A 13,782-nucleotide genomic window follows, 5' to 3' on the forward strand; every position below is an offset into this window, starting at 1 on the left:
GCGCGTGGGTTTTCGGGGGATGCAGCGGGGCTGGCGGGTCGCCTTGAGAGCGGGGCCGCGGGGCTCTGGGGGTGGTCACCCTGGCCTTGCGGGGCGCCTTGAGAGCGGGGCGCGGGGGCTTTCGACGCATCCAGTGGGGCTGGCGGGTCACCTTGAGGGCGGGGTGGCGCGCGGATTTTCGACGTACTCTGGCGCGGGAGCTTTCGACGTACTCACCCTGGCATTGCGGGTCGCTTTGGGAAGGGGTTTTCTGGGGCGCTCGCCGCCCCCAGACCCCCGGCAGGTCTCCGGGATGAGTGGGTTTTCGAGGCAGCTTGCGGTTTGGCGGTTGGCGGTTCTCATCCCGTCGACCTCCACGAGGGCTAAGGGCTGGCGCCAGGTCGACGGGATGAGAACCTGCACCGCCCGTGTGCGTGAGGCGACGGGGCTTCCGGGGTGTGCCGGAAGCCCCGTCGTCGTGGTTGTTGTTACGGGTGCAGGACGACCTTCGTGTAGCCCTCGATGCGTTGGTCGAACTTGCGGTAGGCGTCCGGCGCCTCCGAGAGCGACAGCTCGTGGGAGACGACGAAGCTGGGGTTGGCCCGTCCGGCCGTGATCATGTCGCGGAGCTGCCGGTTGTAGCGCTTGACGTTGCACTGGCCGGTGCCCATGACCTGGCCCTTCTCGAACATGCGGCCGATGGAGACCAGGAGCTTGCCCTGCTGGGCGTTGCTGTCCGGTCCTCCGGGGTCGGCCGGCACGTACAGTCCGGGCACTCCGAGTCGGCCGGTGGGGCGCACGGTTTCGATCAGCGAGTTCAGCACCACCGCCGGCTCCTCCTTGGAGGAGTCGCCGACCTGCGCCTGGTAGCCGACCGCGTCGACGCCCTTGTCGGTGCCCTCGCCGTCGGTCTGGTCCTTGATCTGCTGCACCGGGTCGCCCTTGCTGAAGTCGATCGGGATCGCGCCGATCTCCTCCGCCTTGGCCAGCCGCTCCGGGACCCGGTCCACGCAGAACACCCGCGATGCCCCGCGCAGCATGGCCGAGTAGGCGGCCATCAGGCCGACCGGCCCCGCCCCGTACACCACGCACGTCTCGCCGGGCGAGACCTGCGCCAGCTCGCAGCCGTGGTAGCCGGTGGGGAAGATGTCGGCCAACAGGACGTAGTCGCTCTCCTTGCTGGAGTCCGACGGCAGCTTCAGGCAGTTGAAGTCAGCGAAGGGCACCCGCAGGTACTCCGCCTGCCCGCCGGTGTAGGGACCCATCGCCACGTAGCCGTAGGCCCCGCCCGCGAAGCCGGGGTTGACCGTGAGGCAGAACCCGGTGTCGCGCGCCAGGCAGTTCTTGCAGAACCCGCATGCGACGTTGAAGGGCATTACGACCCTGTCACCCCGTTGCAGGCTCACCACGCCGGAGCCGACCTCCTCGATGATGCCGAGGTTCTCGTGGCCGAACACGATGCCTGGCTCCGCGGCCGTCCTCCCCTCGTACATGTGCAGGTCGGACCCGCAGATCGCGGTTGACGTCACCCGTACGAGCACGTCGTTCGGATGTTGGATGGTGGGCGTGTCCACTTCGTCCACCGCGACCGAGAACGGTTCCTGGTACACCACTGCTCTCATCACCGACCACCTCCAGGGGATGTCCGAGGCACTACTCACGGACTACCCCGACCGGCGCAGTCCAAAGGTCCGAGCGGAGGAAATTTGGGGACGGGTGACCACGATCAGCGGAGAAGCCGGCCGGCGGGACCGGTCCGGTCAGCGCCCTCCGGCCTCCTGCGCCACTCGCTCGAGCCTTGCCCGGTAGTCCTCCCACCAGGCCCGGTCGGCGGGCGGCATGTTGTCGTTGTCCTCGCGCATGCCGACCTGGCCGTCGATCAGCTCCCGGACGATGTCGGCGTGCCCGGCGTGGCGGTGGGTCTCGGCGATCACGTGCACCAGGATCCGGTGCAGCGTCACCTCCGCGCCGGTCCACCACGGGACCTTGCCGGTCGAGTCGAGCGACAGCGCCTCGATCGTGGCGTCCGCGTGCGCCCACGCCCGGCGGTAGAACGCGACGATCTGCTCCCGCGACTCCTCTGCGGTCGCCCACATGTCGCCGTTGGGCTCGGCGCCGTCCTCGTACCACGGCATCGGCTCGTCGGACGGCCGTCCGAAGACGAACCCGAAGTAGCCCAGCTCGCAGCAGGCCGCGTGCTTGACCAGCCCGAGGAGGTTCGTGCCCGTCGGGGTCAGCGGCCGGCGGACGTCGTACTCCGAGAGCCCGTCGAGCTTCCAGAGCAGCGCCTCGCGGGCCGCTCGCAGGTAGAGGTGGAGGTCCGCTTTCGGGTCCGATGCCGTCATGGCGGTCAGCCTGCCACCGCACACCGACGAGTTCTCGCCCGAACGACTGCGGGCCGTGCGGGACCTCCGGCCCTTAGACTCCGGAGCATGGCCTACCCGCCACCAACAACGCCGTCGGTGACGAGCTCCCCCGGTCTGCCGGCCGAGCTCGCCGAGGCGACCAAGGACGACAGCACCCTGCGCCGCTTCCTGCACGGGCTTCCCGGCGTCGACCAGGTCGGGCTCGAACAGCGAGCCGCCGGCCTGGCCACCCGCAGCATCAAGAAAGCCGCCAAGCTGTGGGCGATCGACACCGCGATCGGCATGGTCGACCTGACCACGCTCGAAGGCGCCGACACCGAGGGCAAGGTCCGCGCGCTGTGCGCCAAGGGCCGCAACCCCGACCCGGACCGGCCCGGCACCCCGCGCGTGGCCGCGATCTGCGTGTATCCGGACCTGGCCGCGGTCGCCGTGGAGGCGCTGCGCGGCTCCGGCGTCGGGGTCGCGTCGGTGGCCACCGCCTTCCCGTCCGGGCGGTCGTCGCGGGAGGTCAAGCTCGCCGACGTGGAGCTGGCGGTGTCGGCCGGTGCGACCGAGGTCGACATGGTGATCGACCGCGGTGCCTTCCTCTCCGGCCGCTACGGCCAGGTGTTCGACGAGATCCGGGCGGTCAAGGCGGCCTGCGGCGACACGCACCTGAAGGTCATCCTGGAGACGGGCGAGCTGGCCACCTACGACAACGTCCGGCGCGCGTCCTGGCTGGCGCTGCTTGCCGGCGGCGACTTCATCAAGACCTCCACCGGCAAGGTGTCGCCCGCCGCGACGCTGCCGGTGACGCACCTGATGCTGCAGGCGGTGCGCGACTGGCGCGACCGCACCGGCGAGCTGCGCGGGGTCAAGCCCGCGGGCGGCATCCGCAACACCAAGGACGCCATCCGCTACCTGGTGGCGGTGCACGAGGTGGCGGGCCCGGAATGGCTCACCCCGGAGCTGTTCCGCTTCGGCGCCTCCAGTCTGCTCAACGACCTGCTGATGCAGCGGCGGACCCAGCTCGACGGCCACTACTCCGGCCCCGACTACGTGGCGGTGGACTGACATGCCCGAGGAGACCCGCAGCCCGTGGGAGTACGCGCCCGCCCCCGAGTCGCGGGCGATCGCCAACCTCCAGCCGAGCTACCGGATGTTCGTCGACGGCGAGTTCGTCGACGGCGCGGGCGAACCGCTCAAGAGCGTCAACCCCGCGACCGAGGAAACCCTGGCGGAGGTTTCCAGCGCCGGGCCGTCGGATGTGGACAAGGCGGTTCGCGCCGCGCGCAAGGCGTTCGACAGGACGTGGGGCGGGATGCCCGGTTCCGAGCGCGCGAAGTACCTGTTCCGCATCGCCCGGCTGATCCAGGAACGCGGGCGCGAGCTGGCCGTGCTGGAGACGCTCGACAACGGCAAGCCCATCAAGGAGTCCCGCGACGCCGACATCCCCACCGCGGCGGCGCACTTCTTCCACCACGCGGGCTGGGCGGACAAGCTCTCCTACGCCGGTTACGGCCCCGACCCGCGGCCGGTCGGCGTCGCGGGCCAGGTCATCCCGTGGAACTTCCCGCTGCTGATGCTGGCCTGGAAGATCGCACCCGCGCTGGCCTGCGGGAACACCGTCGTCCTCAAGCCCGCCGAGACCACGCCGCTCACGGCGCTGGTCTTCGCCGAGATCTGCCAGCAGGCCGGACTGCCCGCGGGCGTGGTCAACATCCTGCCCGGAGCCGGTGACGTCGGCGCCGAGCTGGTCGGGCACGCCGGGGTCGACAAGGTCGCCTTCACCGGCTCGACCGAGGTCGGCAAGCAGATCCAGCGCACCCTGGCAGGCAGCGGCAAGAAGCTGACGCTGGAGCTCGGCGGCAAGGCCGCCAACGTCGTCTTCGACGACGCCCCGCTGGACCAGGCCGTCGAGGGCATCGTCAACGGCATCTTCTTCAACCAGGGCCACGTCTGCTGCGCGGGTTCACGGCTGCTGGTGCAGGAGTCGGTCGCCGACGAGCTGCTCGACAAGCTGCGCTCGCGGATCGCGACGCTGCGGGTCGGCGACCCGCTGGACAAGAACACCGACGTCGGTGCGGTCAACTCGGCCGAGCAGCTCGAACGGATCACCGCGCTGAGCGCGACCGGCGACGCCGAGGGCGCGAGCCGGTGGACCAGCCCGTGCCCGCTGCCGGAGAAGGGGTTCTTCTTCTCCCCCACCGTCTTCTCCGGCGTGCAGCAGTCGATGCGCATCGCACGCGAGGAGATCTTCGGACCGGTGCTGTCGGTGCTGACCTTCCGCACGCCGGACGAGGCGGTGAGCAAGGCCAACAACACGCCGTACGGGCTGTCGGCGGGCATCTGGACCGAGAAGGGCTCCCGGATCCTGTGGGCGGCGCAGAAGATGCGCGCCGGGGTGGTGTGGGCCAACACCTTCAACCGGTTCGACCCGACCGCACCGTTCGGCGGCTACCAGGAGTCCGGTTTCGGCCGCGAGGGCGGTCGCGCAGGTCTGGAGGCATACCTCGATGTCTGACCGTTCGACGTCTTCTGGGCGGCTGGCAGTGGCCAAGACCTACAAGCTCTACGTCGGCGGGAAGTTCCCGCGCTCGGAGTCGGGGCGCTCCTACCCGGTGCGCGACGCCAAGGGCGGCTTCCTCGCCAACGCCGCGCAGGCTTCGCGCAAGGACGTCCGGGACGCGGTCTCGGCCGCGCGCAAGGCTTTCGGCGGCTGGTCCGGCGCCACCGCCTACAACCGCGGCCAGGTGCTGTTCCGGGTGGCGGAGGTGATGGAGGGGCGACGCGAGCAGTTCGCCGCCGAGGTCCGCGCCGCGGAAGGGCTCTCCCAGAAGGCCGCCGAGTCCGCCGTGGACGCCGCGGTGGACCGCGTGGTCTGGTACGCGGGCTGGACCGACAAGATCGCCTCGGTGCTGGGCGCGGCCAACCCGGTCGCCGGGCCGTACTTCTCGTTCAGCGTGCCGGAACCGACCGGCGTGGTGGGCGTGCTCGCACCGCAGTCGTCGTCGCTGCTCGGGCTGGTCAGCGTGGTGGCGCCGGTGATCGCCGCGGGCAACACCTGCGTCGTGGTCGCCGCCTCCGAGCGGCCGCTGCCCGCGATCACCCTCGCCGAGGTCCTGGCGACCTCCGACGTCCCCGGCGGCGTGGTCAACCTGCTGACCGGGCACGCCGAGGAGCTGGGTCCATGGCTGGCCTCGCACGCCGACGTCAACGCCCTCGACCCGGTGGGCGCCCCCGGCGAGCTGCGCGCCGAACTGGAGCGGGCGGCGGCCGAGACGGTCAAGCGCGTGCTGCCGGTGCGCGGCGAGCCGGACTGGAACCGCCAGCCCGACATCCAGCGGCTGCGCGCGTTCACCGAGGTCAAGACGGTGTGGCACCCGGTCGGCACCTGAGCGCGCGACGTCCCCGGATCGCACGGGCGACCCGGGGACGTCGAGGCCGTGCGGTCAGCGCGGGTCGACGACCCAGCCGCGCCTGATCGCCCGCACCAGGAAGACCAGCGACACCGCGATCAGCACCGCGCCGAGCCCCACCGACACCCAGGCCGACAGCTCGAAGAGCGGCGCGGCGTCGGCGACGAACCAGTCCTTCACGACCGTGCACGCGATCGCCGCCGCGAACGTCACGACCGCGGCGGTCCCCAGCGAGCGGCGCCTCGACGCCGCGAGCGCGGTGCCCGCGCGGAACGACAGGAACACCGCAACCAGGATCAGGGCGAGCGTCAGGAGCGCCCCGATGCTGTCGGCGAGCGTGTAGGTGACGCCGTTCGGCCCGGCCCACAGGCCGTCGAGCAGGAAGGTGATCCCGAAGAACACGAACGCCCCGGTTCCCAGCGCGCCGAGCGCGTTGTCCACCGGCGACGGCTTGCCGGTGGAGCGGTCGAGCTGCGCGGCGACCTGGGCCGCGTACTCCCGCGGCGACCCGAACGCCTCGACCGGGTCTTCGCCGGTCTCGGCGACGTGGGTCTCGACCTCGGCGAGGACCTCGCCGACCCGCCTGCCGGAGATGTCGTGCAGCCGCAGCGCCAACATCAGCTCGTCCCGGTACTTCTTGTCCAGCGTCATCATGCTCGCACCCCTCGTTCAACCACCGCGACCGCGTTCTTCGCGAATTCCGTCCACTTCGGACCCTGCTCGGAGAGCACCTTGCGGCCCTCGTCGGTGAGGGCGAAGAACTTCCGCCCCGGGCCGCCCTCACCGGCCCGCCACTCCGCACGCACGAGCCCGTCCGCCGCCAGCCGGTTGAGCAGCGGGTAGAGGGTTCCCGCCTTCATGTCCGGCATGCCGGCCTCGCCGAGCCGCTGCAGCAGCGTGTAGCCGTAGTCCTCGCCGCTCTCGGCGAGCAGCGCCAGCACCGCGAGGTCGAGCACCCCGCGCAGCCACTGCGTCTGACGGGCGGCCGTCGTCTTGTCCGCCATGCGGAGAACGTAACACCTACTAGTAGGTCTCGCAAACTAGTTGGTGTGGACGGGACTCGACGGCGCATGTGGCCGGCGGTGAGGGGCGGCAGGTGGGCGGGTGCATGAGCGCGAGCGGCGCGAATGGTTCCTACGCGCTCGGGCGGAAGACGGGCACCAACGCGGGCGGGCACCCTGCGTGGGCGGGCGCGCACGTGGGCGCACGCATGCGGTCGCGCGCGCCTTCGCGCGGGAGAGGACACCAGTGGCCGCAACACACCGCCCCCAGCGGGCACGTGCGGCCGAGAACCTCGGGGTCAGGCCAAGAGTGGGTCCGCCCCGGTCAGCGGATCTGCCAGTCCAGCTTGCCGTCCTCGGTCACCGTCGCGTGGCTGTGCCCGGCGGGCACGCCGTCGGTCAGCGCGCGGTAGACGTCGGCCAGCATGGCCGAGACGCCCTGCCACTCCGGGCGTTCGACCTGCGCCGCCTCCTGCTCCCACTCGAGCACGCAGCCGTGCAATGGTCCCGGGCGCAGGTCGACGACGAGCTCGTCGGCGAAGCCGTCACCGGCGATCGGGATCCACGCGGGGTGGAAGCTCGATCCCGCCGAGCCGGCGTAGTAGTCGCAGGAGGGCCGCTCCCAGCGCGCCGTCCACAGCTCCCGGTGCCCGCGCCACGCCCGCAGCGCCGCACTCGGGCTGTAGGGGGTGTAGAAGGGCGGCAGGACGTCGGCGAGCACGTCGGTGGCGGTACCGCCGCAACAGGTCCACCAGGCGCGCAGGTCCGCTGGGAGCTGGACGTGGAACTCCGCCTCCAGCGCCACCAGCTCCGCCGGATCGGGGGGTTCGAGGGCGGCGGCGGTGACCGGCGCGTGATCTTCCAGCCACCGCACGATGTTCGCCCACAGTTCCGTGACGTCCATTCCACTCATGATCGCCTCGTTGCGCTACCACCGGTACCGCCAACCGTGAGCCCGCACGGCCCGCGGAGCCCCGGAAACCACGCCGCGCGACCACGATCGACCGAACGGCCGAAGCCCGCCGACGGCGAGCGCAGTAGTGCCGACCAGGAGAATCGTTATCAGGAATTGGGTCTGTGGTCGCCTGAGCCGGGCTGGATACGGTGAGAACCCGACCGGCGCACAGGGCGTGGTCGGCCAACCCGTAGGCTTCGGCGACGTCTGGTTCGGCGACCGGAGGTAGAAGAGATGGCGCAGGACATCGTCCCCATCGAGCTTGGCCTGCCGCAGGGCGACGTCGTCACCCTGTGGGCGCCGCGCTGGCGGGAGGACGGCGAGGAGTGGGAGGCCTTCCTCGGGCACGAGGAAGACCTGTACGCCTTCCCCGACTCCGCCCGCCTGGCCGCGTTCGTCCGCACGGCCGCGGAGCACGACCTCGACGACCACCCGGCGTGGCACGTGGTGCCCGCGTTGTCCGCGGTGGAGCTGAACCCCGACGAGGACCACCAGTTCGACCTCGTCGGCGTGCCGGAGCTCGTCGCCGAACCGCCGGACACCTGGACGATCAACGAGCTCGCCGACATCGTCGAGATCGCCCGGTCGCTGGCCGACGTCTGCGAGCTGGACAAGGTGCACGAGGTCCTCGACTCCGCCGACGGCTTCGCCGTGCTCGACCAGGGCACGCTGGCGTTCTCCGGCAAGGACGGGCAGAAGCGCTGGAACGAGCTGTGCAAGGTGGTCGTCGACCGCTGGGACGAGGTCCTGGACGCGATCGACGGCGTGGTCACCTCTCCCGAGGTCGCCGCCGACGCCGTGGCCACCGCCGAGGCCGAGCTCGCCGAAGCGCTCGACACCGACGAGGAGGAGGGCGCCGAGGCGTCCGAGCTGGACGACGTCGAGGCCGTGGAGGACGAGGAGCTCGGCTTCTGGGGCGAGATCGGCATCGACCCGATCCGGATCATCACCAGCCAGGGCGAGCACTACTCGCTGCGCTGCTACCTCGAGGACGACCCGGTGTTCCTCGGGTCCGAGGGCAAGATCGACGTGTTCTCCTCGCCGCGGGCGCTGGCCCGCTTCCTCGCCGACGCCGACTCCGTGGAGCACAACGACCTGACCCGGGTCGCGACCTGGCCGAAGGTCACCGAGAAGGCCACCGCCGGGGAGCTGACCGTCGAGGTCGACGAGGAGAACACCTACGTGCTGGCCGGCCTGGACGCCGACCTCGCCGCCGGCCCGTCCGAAGTGGACCCGGTGCAGCTCGACCTCGCCGAGGAGCTGCTCGTCGACGCCGCGGTGTGGGCGGGCGACAAGACCGTCGAGGAGACTCTGCAGCCCTCCGAGCGGCTGGGCTGGATGGTCTCGTTCGTGCTGCAGCCCAGCCCGAACCGGCTGCCGCCGAGCCCGCCGTTCGACGCCGAGGTCGAGGCCTGGCAGGGGCTGGTCGAGTCCTTCGAGGAACGCCTCCGCACGCACTGACCTCGCATCAGCGACCGAACGCCGACCGCGCGGCCCGCCACAGGGCCGGCAGCGGTCGGCGTTCTCGCGTCCGGTGGTTTTAGGCGGGCGTTCGCGGGTTCCATGCAACGCCCGGTGTGCGCGGCTCCAGGCGGCAGGCACCCGAGTTCAGGCCAGGTGGCCGGGCCCGGCTTCAGGCGGCGTCGGCCATCGGGCGCGGGGACCGCTTGCGGGGGTCGGGGATCGCGCGGTCGGCATCCAGGTAAGCCTCGCGCAGACCCTTGCGCGCCCGGTACGCGAGCGCCGACACGCCGTTGGGGTTCATCCCGAACCGGTCGGCCACCTCCGCCAGGGGCAGGTCCTCCACCTCCAGGTGCCACAGCACGCGCTGCCACCGCAGGGGCAACCGCGCGAACGCCTGGGCGAGCAGCGAACGGTCGATCGCGTCGGAAACCGAGTCGATGGACGGCATCCGGGGCTGCTCGGCGAAGACGAGGTCGACGTCCGGGGCCAGGTGCAGCCTGCGGTCCTGCGTGTTCGACGTCGTGGCCAGGTTGCGGACCGTCGTGAGCAGATAGGCGCGGAACGCCGTCGTCGGGCCGCCACCGCGGTTGAGGACGTCGAGTATCCGGGCGAACGCCTCGGCCACCAGGTCCTCGGCGTCGGTCGCCGTCCTGGCGACCTGCCGCGCCATCGTGTGGGCGGCGCCGACGTGCCGCGCGTACAGCTCCCCGAAAGCCGCGGCGGAGCCGCACCGCGCCGCGTCCAGCAGGATTCCTTCGTCGCCGATGGTTCACCGCCTCCTAGCGGGTGATCCGGTTTCGAGGACGGCTTCGGCCACCGGTGCGGCGCACTGGTCGCCCCGTCCCGCCGGAGATGCTTTCCCGCATTCCCGGCACCTAACAAGCCACGGAATTTCACATACTGATTGCGCGGACCGCCGGACCCGCTGAAACTCACCGCGCGGTGGGAAAATCTCCGGCCACCGCGAGCATTCGGGTGATCCTCCCCGCCGCGTCGGAGAGCGGACCGACGAGCTCACCGGAAACCGGAAGTCGTTGGACGGGGAAGGAAATCGCGAGCGTCGCGGGTCCACCGCCGACCCGGACCGGAGCCGCCATGCACGCCACGCCGAGGGAGTACTCCTCGGAGTCGAGGACGATCGACGAGGTGCGCGCGCCGTCGACCAGGTCACGCACCCGGGTGAACGTGCGCGGGGTGAGGCCGGCGGGCGGGTAGCGGCTGAAGTGGTCGGCGCGCTGCTGCCGGCTCATCCCGGACAGCAGGCACTTGCCGATGGCGGTGGCGTGCGCGGCGTCCCGGAAGTCGGCCCACACGTCCACGCGCGGTGCGCGGCGGCTGTCGACGATGTCGGACACCTGCACCTCGCCGTCGTGGTAGCGGGCGAGGTAGATGGCGGCGCCGAGCTCCTCGCGCAGGTCGGCCATCACCGCGCGGACGCGGTTGCGCAGCACCTGACCCCGGCTGGAGGCGTGCAGCCCGTCGACGCCGTCACCGACGATGTAGGAGCCGTCGCCGAGCTTCTCCACGTAGCCTTCATGCGCCAACGTGCGCAGCAGGTGGTACGTCGTCGGCAGTGCGATACCGGTGCGCCTGGCGAGGTACTTGGCCGTCGTGCCACCGGGGTGTTCACCAACGGCCTCGAGCAGGCGCAAGGCACGCTGCACCGACGTGATGAGCGTGGGCTCCCCGTCCCCCCGTGTCACCGTTCCCTCCTGCCCCGGTCCGGTCCGCACCTGGCGCGAACCGGACCACCAACATGTCTGACCTGCGATTGTGCGCCGGACCCGGCCGGGCGCGCCAGCGTCGGCGGTCACATCCCGACGACGGGGCGGAACTGCTCGCCCGGCCGGATGTGGCGGGAGCTCTCGCGGGGCGCGGCCGGAGACGTCGCCGTGCGTCCGGATCACGCGCCGCCGCGCTTCCACAGGCGACCAGCGGAGCAGTCCCCTCACGCCATCAGCCGCGCGTAGCCCGGCTTGACCACGTCGTTGATGATCGCGAGCCGCTCGTCGAAGCCGAGGAAGGACGACTTCATCGCGTTCACCGTGAACCACTGCATGTCCGCCCAGTCGTAGCCGAACGTCTCGTGCAGTGCGTGGAACTCGCTCGACATCGAGCAGTGGCTCATCAGCCGGTTGTCGGTGTTGACCGTCACCCGGAACCGCAGACGCGCCAGCAGGCCGATCGGGTGCTCGGCCAGCGACGGCGCCGCCCCGGTCTGCAGGTTCGACGACGGACACATCTCCAGCGGGATGCGGCGGTCGCGCACGTAGGAGGCCAGCCTGCCGAGCTGCACCTCGCCGTTGTCGTCGACCTTGATGTCGTCGACGATGCGCACCCCGTGGCCGAGGCGCTCGGCACCGCAGTGCTGGATCGCCTCCCAGATCGACGGCAGCCCGAACGCCTCACCGGCGTGAATGGTGAAATGCGCGTTCTGCTGGCGCAAATACTCGAAGGCGTCCAGGTTCCGCGTGGGCGGAAAACCGGCTTCCGGGCCCGCGATGTCGAATCCGACGACCTCGGCGTCCCGGTAGCGGACCGCGAGGTTGGCGATTTCGGTCGCGCGGGCGTTCTGCCGCATCGCGCACAGCAAGGTACCGATTCGGATACGTTTTCCGCTTTCGGCAACCCGGCGTTCACCTTCTCGGAATCCGTCCTGAACCGCCTGCACGACCTCGTCGATCGTCATACCGCCGTCCTGGAACAGTTCCGGCGCGTAACGCACCTCGGCGTAGACGACGCCGTCGGCGGCGAGGTCCTCCGCGCACTCCGCGGCGACGCGCACCAGCGCGTCGGGTGTCTGCATGACGCCGACGGTGTGCGAGAAGGTCTCCAGGTAGCGCTCCAGCGAGCCGGAGTCGGCCGCGCGGTGGAACCACTCGCCCAGCTCGGCGGCGTCGGTGTGGGGCAGGCCCGAGTACCCGGTCTCCGCAGCGAGGTCGATCACGGTCTGCGGGCGCAGCCCGCCGTCGAGGTGGTCGTGCAGCAGGACCTTGGGGGCCGAACGGATCGTGTCAAAGCTAACCGGGGTCGCCATGGCCCCACGTTACTCGCAACGCGGCGGCAATCCGGCGGAGCCGCCGCACCCCCGGCGATCAGCGGCTACGCGACATCACCCGGCTGCCGAACCGGCCGTGCCCGGCACTCCTCCGAACGGGTGGCGTTATGTCCATTGCGACATTCGCACCCCCCTGTTTGACTCCGTTCAGTGCAATTGACAAAGACCGAACGGTGTATGCAAAACCGTGACCATAACGGAAAGTATCGGGGGGTGTCTGGGAACACGGAGAGCGAGTAGCTACGCTCCTGGAGTCCTCACCTCCCCTCGACGAAGGACGCCCGTAGCCGTGACCGAGAACATGTCGTTCGACCGCATGCGCAACATGCTCACGCGTGCGGCTGAGATCCGCGAAAGCGAACAGCAGCAGATCTTCGACGCACTTGATGAGATCCACGCCCGGATGTCTCCGCTGGAGTCGCTGGGCTCCGTGCGGAAGCGGTTGTCCGAGCTGCCCGACCGCACCGAGGTCAGCGTGCTCGCCGAGCGGCTCGACGAGACGCTGGCCAAGCTCGAGGCCCAGGACGGCGCGATCACCGAGCTCCGCAGCTCCGTCGACGGCCTGGTCGACAAGCTCGCCAAGCCTTTCGCCCAGCTCGACGGGCGGCTGGACGGGGTGGCCGGCCGCTTCGACGGCGTCGCCGGGCGGATGGACGGGCTGGAGGACAAGCTCGCCCACATCCACAAGCGGCTCGACGAGCTGGGACTGCACCTGGACAAGCAGGACGGCAGGCTGGAGTCGCTGCCGACGGCGGTGCACGGTCCGGTGCGCGAGCGCATGGACTCGCTGGAGACCAGCCTGCGCGGCCGCTTCGCCGAAATCGACGAGGGCGTGCACGAGCACCTCGACGGCACCCGCGAGGCGCTGCAGCGCTCGCTGACCGAGTCGGCCGCGGGCGTGCAGAGCTCGCTCAGCGAGGCCGTCACGGGCAGCCGCGACCAGCTGCAGGGCAAGCTCGAGTCGGTCGACCCGACCGAGCGGCTGTCGAAGCTGGGCGACCGGCTGGAGAAGCTCGCCGAGCGCCTCGACCAGGTCTCGAGCCGGCTCGACAACGTCGAGGAGAACGTCAACACCCGGCTGGAGACCGTCGAGAAGGGCGTCAGCGAGCGCCTGGAGACGGTGGAGCAGGGCGTCAGCAACCGCCTCGACACCGTCGAGCAGGGCTTCAGCTCCCGGCTGGACACCGTCGAGGAGGGCGTCAAGACCGGCCTGGGCGAGCTCGGCGGCAACCTGGCGAAGAACCTGTCGCAGATCAGCGGCAACCTCTCCCAGCGGCCCGACGCGGAGCAGCTCGGCTCGCTGGTGCGGGAGGCCAACGCCGAGACCGAGCGGCGCCACGCCGGTCAGCTCGACGAGGCCATGGCGACCTTCGCGGAGCTCATCCTCGGCGGCAGCGCGCCGTCGGCCCCGCCGCCGCCCACCACGCTGCCGCGCCAGCAGCGCCGCGGCCGCTCGAAGAGCGCCAAGCGCGACAACGACAAGGCCCTGACCGCCGACGGCGACGAGGACGGCTTCGCAGCCGAGAGCGCCTGACGCACCGGCCGTAGGCAGCGGTTGACC

The 13,782-nt window shown here is 70.9% G+C and carries 13 protein-coding genes; 5 read left to right on the forward strand and 8 right to left on the reverse strand.

Features of this window, described 5'->3' with window-relative positions; all coding sequences use genetic code 11:
• Positions 1-467: 467 nt before the first annotated feature.
• Complete coding sequence (locus SACE_RS31565; protein ID WP_011875083.1) at positions 468-1,601, reverse strand: glutathione-independent formaldehyde dehydrogenase; 1,134 nt, start codon at positions 1,599-1,601, stop codon at positions 468-470.
• A gap of 138 nt (positions 1,602-1,739) precedes the next feature.
• Positions 1,740-2,324 carry a DinB family protein gene (locus tag SACE_RS31570; protein ID WP_029621492.1) on the reverse strand — a complete coding sequence of 195 codons (585 nt, stop codon included), beginning with the start codon at positions 2,322-2,324 and terminating at the stop codon, positions 1,740-1,742.
• A gap of 87 nt (positions 2,325-2,411) precedes the next feature.
• Between SACE_RS31570 and deoC the strand changes: the two genes are divergently transcribed.
• From deoC to SACE_RS31585, 3 genes are read left to right on the forward strand one after another with little or no spacing between them, the layout of a single operon-like run.
• Positions 2,412-3,398, forward strand: coding sequence for a deoxyribose-phosphate aldolase (gene deoC / locus SACE_RS31575; RefSeq protein ID WP_011875084.1), 987 nt, complete (start codon positions 2,412-2,414; stop codon positions 3,396-3,398).
• Position 3,399: 1 nt separating this feature from the next.
• Positions 3,400-4,848 carry an aldehyde dehydrogenase family protein gene (locus tag SACE_RS31580; protein ID WP_009945047.1) on the forward strand — a complete coding sequence of 483 codons (1,449 nt, stop codon included), beginning with the start codon at positions 3,400-3,402 and terminating at the stop codon, positions 4,846-4,848.
• The gene (locus SACE_RS31585; RefSeq protein ID WP_031334207.1) at positions 4,841-5,722 is read left to right on the forward strand and encodes an aldehyde dehydrogenase family protein; all 882 of its coding nucleotides are present in this window, start codon (positions 4,841-4,843) and stop codon (positions 5,720-5,722) included. The genes SACE_RS31580 and SACE_RS31585 overlap by 8 nt, the downstream gene beginning before the upstream one ends.
• A 54-nt stretch (positions 5,723-5,776) precedes the next feature.
• On the opposite strand, the gene SACE_RS31590 is transcribed toward SACE_RS31585, so the two are convergent.
• The 3 genes from SACE_RS31590 to SACE_RS31600 all read right to left on the reverse strand — a co-directional run bounded on the left by SACE_RS31590 (position 5,777) and on the right by SACE_RS31600 (position 7,648).
• On the reverse strand, positions 5,777-6,397 hold the full coding sequence (locus SACE_RS31590; RefSeq protein WP_011875085.1) for an HAAS signaling domain-containing protein: 621 nt from the start codon (positions 6,395-6,397) through the stop codon (positions 5,777-5,779).
• Positions 6,394-6,747, reverse strand: a complete 354-nt coding sequence (locus tag SACE_RS31595; RefSeq protein ID WP_009945042.1) for a PadR family transcriptional regulator — start codon at positions 6,745-6,747, stop codon at positions 6,394-6,396. Before SACE_RS31595 ends, SACE_RS31590 begins: the two co-directional genes overlap by 4 nt.
• A 322-nt stretch (positions 6,748-7,069) precedes the next feature.
• A complete protein-coding gene (locus SACE_RS31600) occupies positions 7,070-7,648 on the reverse strand; it encodes an SMI1/KNR4 family protein (RefSeq protein WP_009945041.1) in 579 nt (192 codons plus the stop codon).
• 285 nt (positions 7,649-7,933) lie between these two features.
• On the opposite strand from SACE_RS31600, the gene SACE_RS31605 reads away from it, so the two are divergent.
• A complete protein-coding gene (locus SACE_RS31605) occupies positions 7,934-9,160 on the forward strand; it encodes a hypothetical protein (protein ID WP_009945039.1) in 1,227 nt (408 codons plus the stop codon).
• A gap of 172 nt (positions 9,161-9,332) precedes the next feature.
• On the opposite strand, the gene SACE_RS31610 is transcribed toward SACE_RS31605, so the two are convergent.
• The 3 genes from SACE_RS31610 to SACE_RS31620 form a co-directional block, all read right to left on the reverse strand.
• Positions 9,333-9,929, reverse strand: a complete 597-nt coding sequence (locus SACE_RS31610) for an RNA polymerase sigma factor (protein WP_081468277.1) — start codon at positions 9,927-9,929, stop codon at positions 9,333-9,335.
• Between the two features lie 166 nt (positions 9,930-10,095).
• Entirely contained in the window at positions 10,096-10,866 is a 771-nt protein-coding gene (locus tag SACE_RS31615; protein ID WP_011875087.1) for an IclR family transcriptional regulator, read from the reverse strand.
• 245 nt (positions 10,867-11,111) lie between these two features.
• A complete protein-coding gene (locus tag SACE_RS31620) occupies positions 11,112-12,200 on the reverse strand; it encodes an adenosine deaminase (protein WP_009945035.1) in 1,089 nt (362 codons plus the stop codon).
• A gap of 310 nt (positions 12,201-12,510) precedes the next feature.
• Here SACE_RS31620 and SACE_RS31625 point away from each other — a divergent pair, with 310 nt between their 5' ends.
• Complete coding sequence (locus tag SACE_RS31625; RefSeq protein WP_009945033.1) at positions 12,511-13,755, forward strand: apolipoprotein A1/A4/E domain-containing protein; 1,245 nt, start codon at positions 12,511-12,513, stop codon at positions 13,753-13,755.
• The last annotated feature ends 27 nt before the right edge of the window (positions 13,756-13,782 follow it).

It is taken from the genome of Saccharopolyspora erythraea NRRL 2338 (genome assembly GCF_000062885.1).
In the GTDB taxonomy this organism is placed as follows: Bacteria; Actinomycetota; Actinomycetes; order Mycobacteriales; family Pseudonocardiaceae; genus Saccharopolyspora_D; species Saccharopolyspora_D erythraea.

Coding starts and splice junctions, on each gene's coding strand:
- SACE_RS31565 (WP_011875083.1), bottom strand. CDS start 1,601: ATGAGAGCAGTGGTGTACCAGGAACCGTTCTCGGTCGCGGTGGACGAA.
- SACE_RS31570 (WP_029621492.1), bottom strand. CDS start 2,324: ATGACGGCATCGGACCCGAAAGCGGACCTCCACCTCTACCTGCGAGCG.
- deoC (WP_011875084.1), top strand. CDS start 2,412: ATGGCCTACCCGCCACCAACAACGCCGTCGGTGACGAGCTCCCCCGGT.
- SACE_RS31580 (WP_009945047.1), top strand. CDS start 3,400: ATGCCCGAGGAGACCCGCAGCCCGTGGGAGTACGCGCCCGCCCCCGAG.
- SACE_RS31585 (WP_031334207.1), top strand. CDS start 4,841: ATGTCTGACCGTTCGACGTCTTCTGGGCGGCTGGCAGTGGCCAAGACC.
- SACE_RS31590 (WP_011875085.1), bottom strand. CDS start 6,397: ATGATGACGCTGGACAAGAAGTACCGGGACGAGCTGATGTTGGCGCTG.
- SACE_RS31595 (WP_009945042.1), bottom strand. CDS start 6,747: ATGGCGGACAAGACGACGGCCGCCCGTCAGACGCAGTGGCTGCGCGGG.
- SACE_RS31600 (WP_009945041.1), bottom strand. CDS start 7,648: ATGGACGTCACGGAACTGTGGGCGAACATCGTGCGGTGGCTGGAAGAT.
- SACE_RS31605 (WP_009945039.1), top strand. CDS start 7,934: ATGGCGCAGGACATCGTCCCCATCGAGCTTGGCCTGCCGCAGGGCGAC.
- SACE_RS31620 (WP_009945035.1), bottom strand. CDS start 12,200: ATGGCGACCCCGGTTAGCTTTGACACGATCCGTTCGGCCCCCAAGGTC.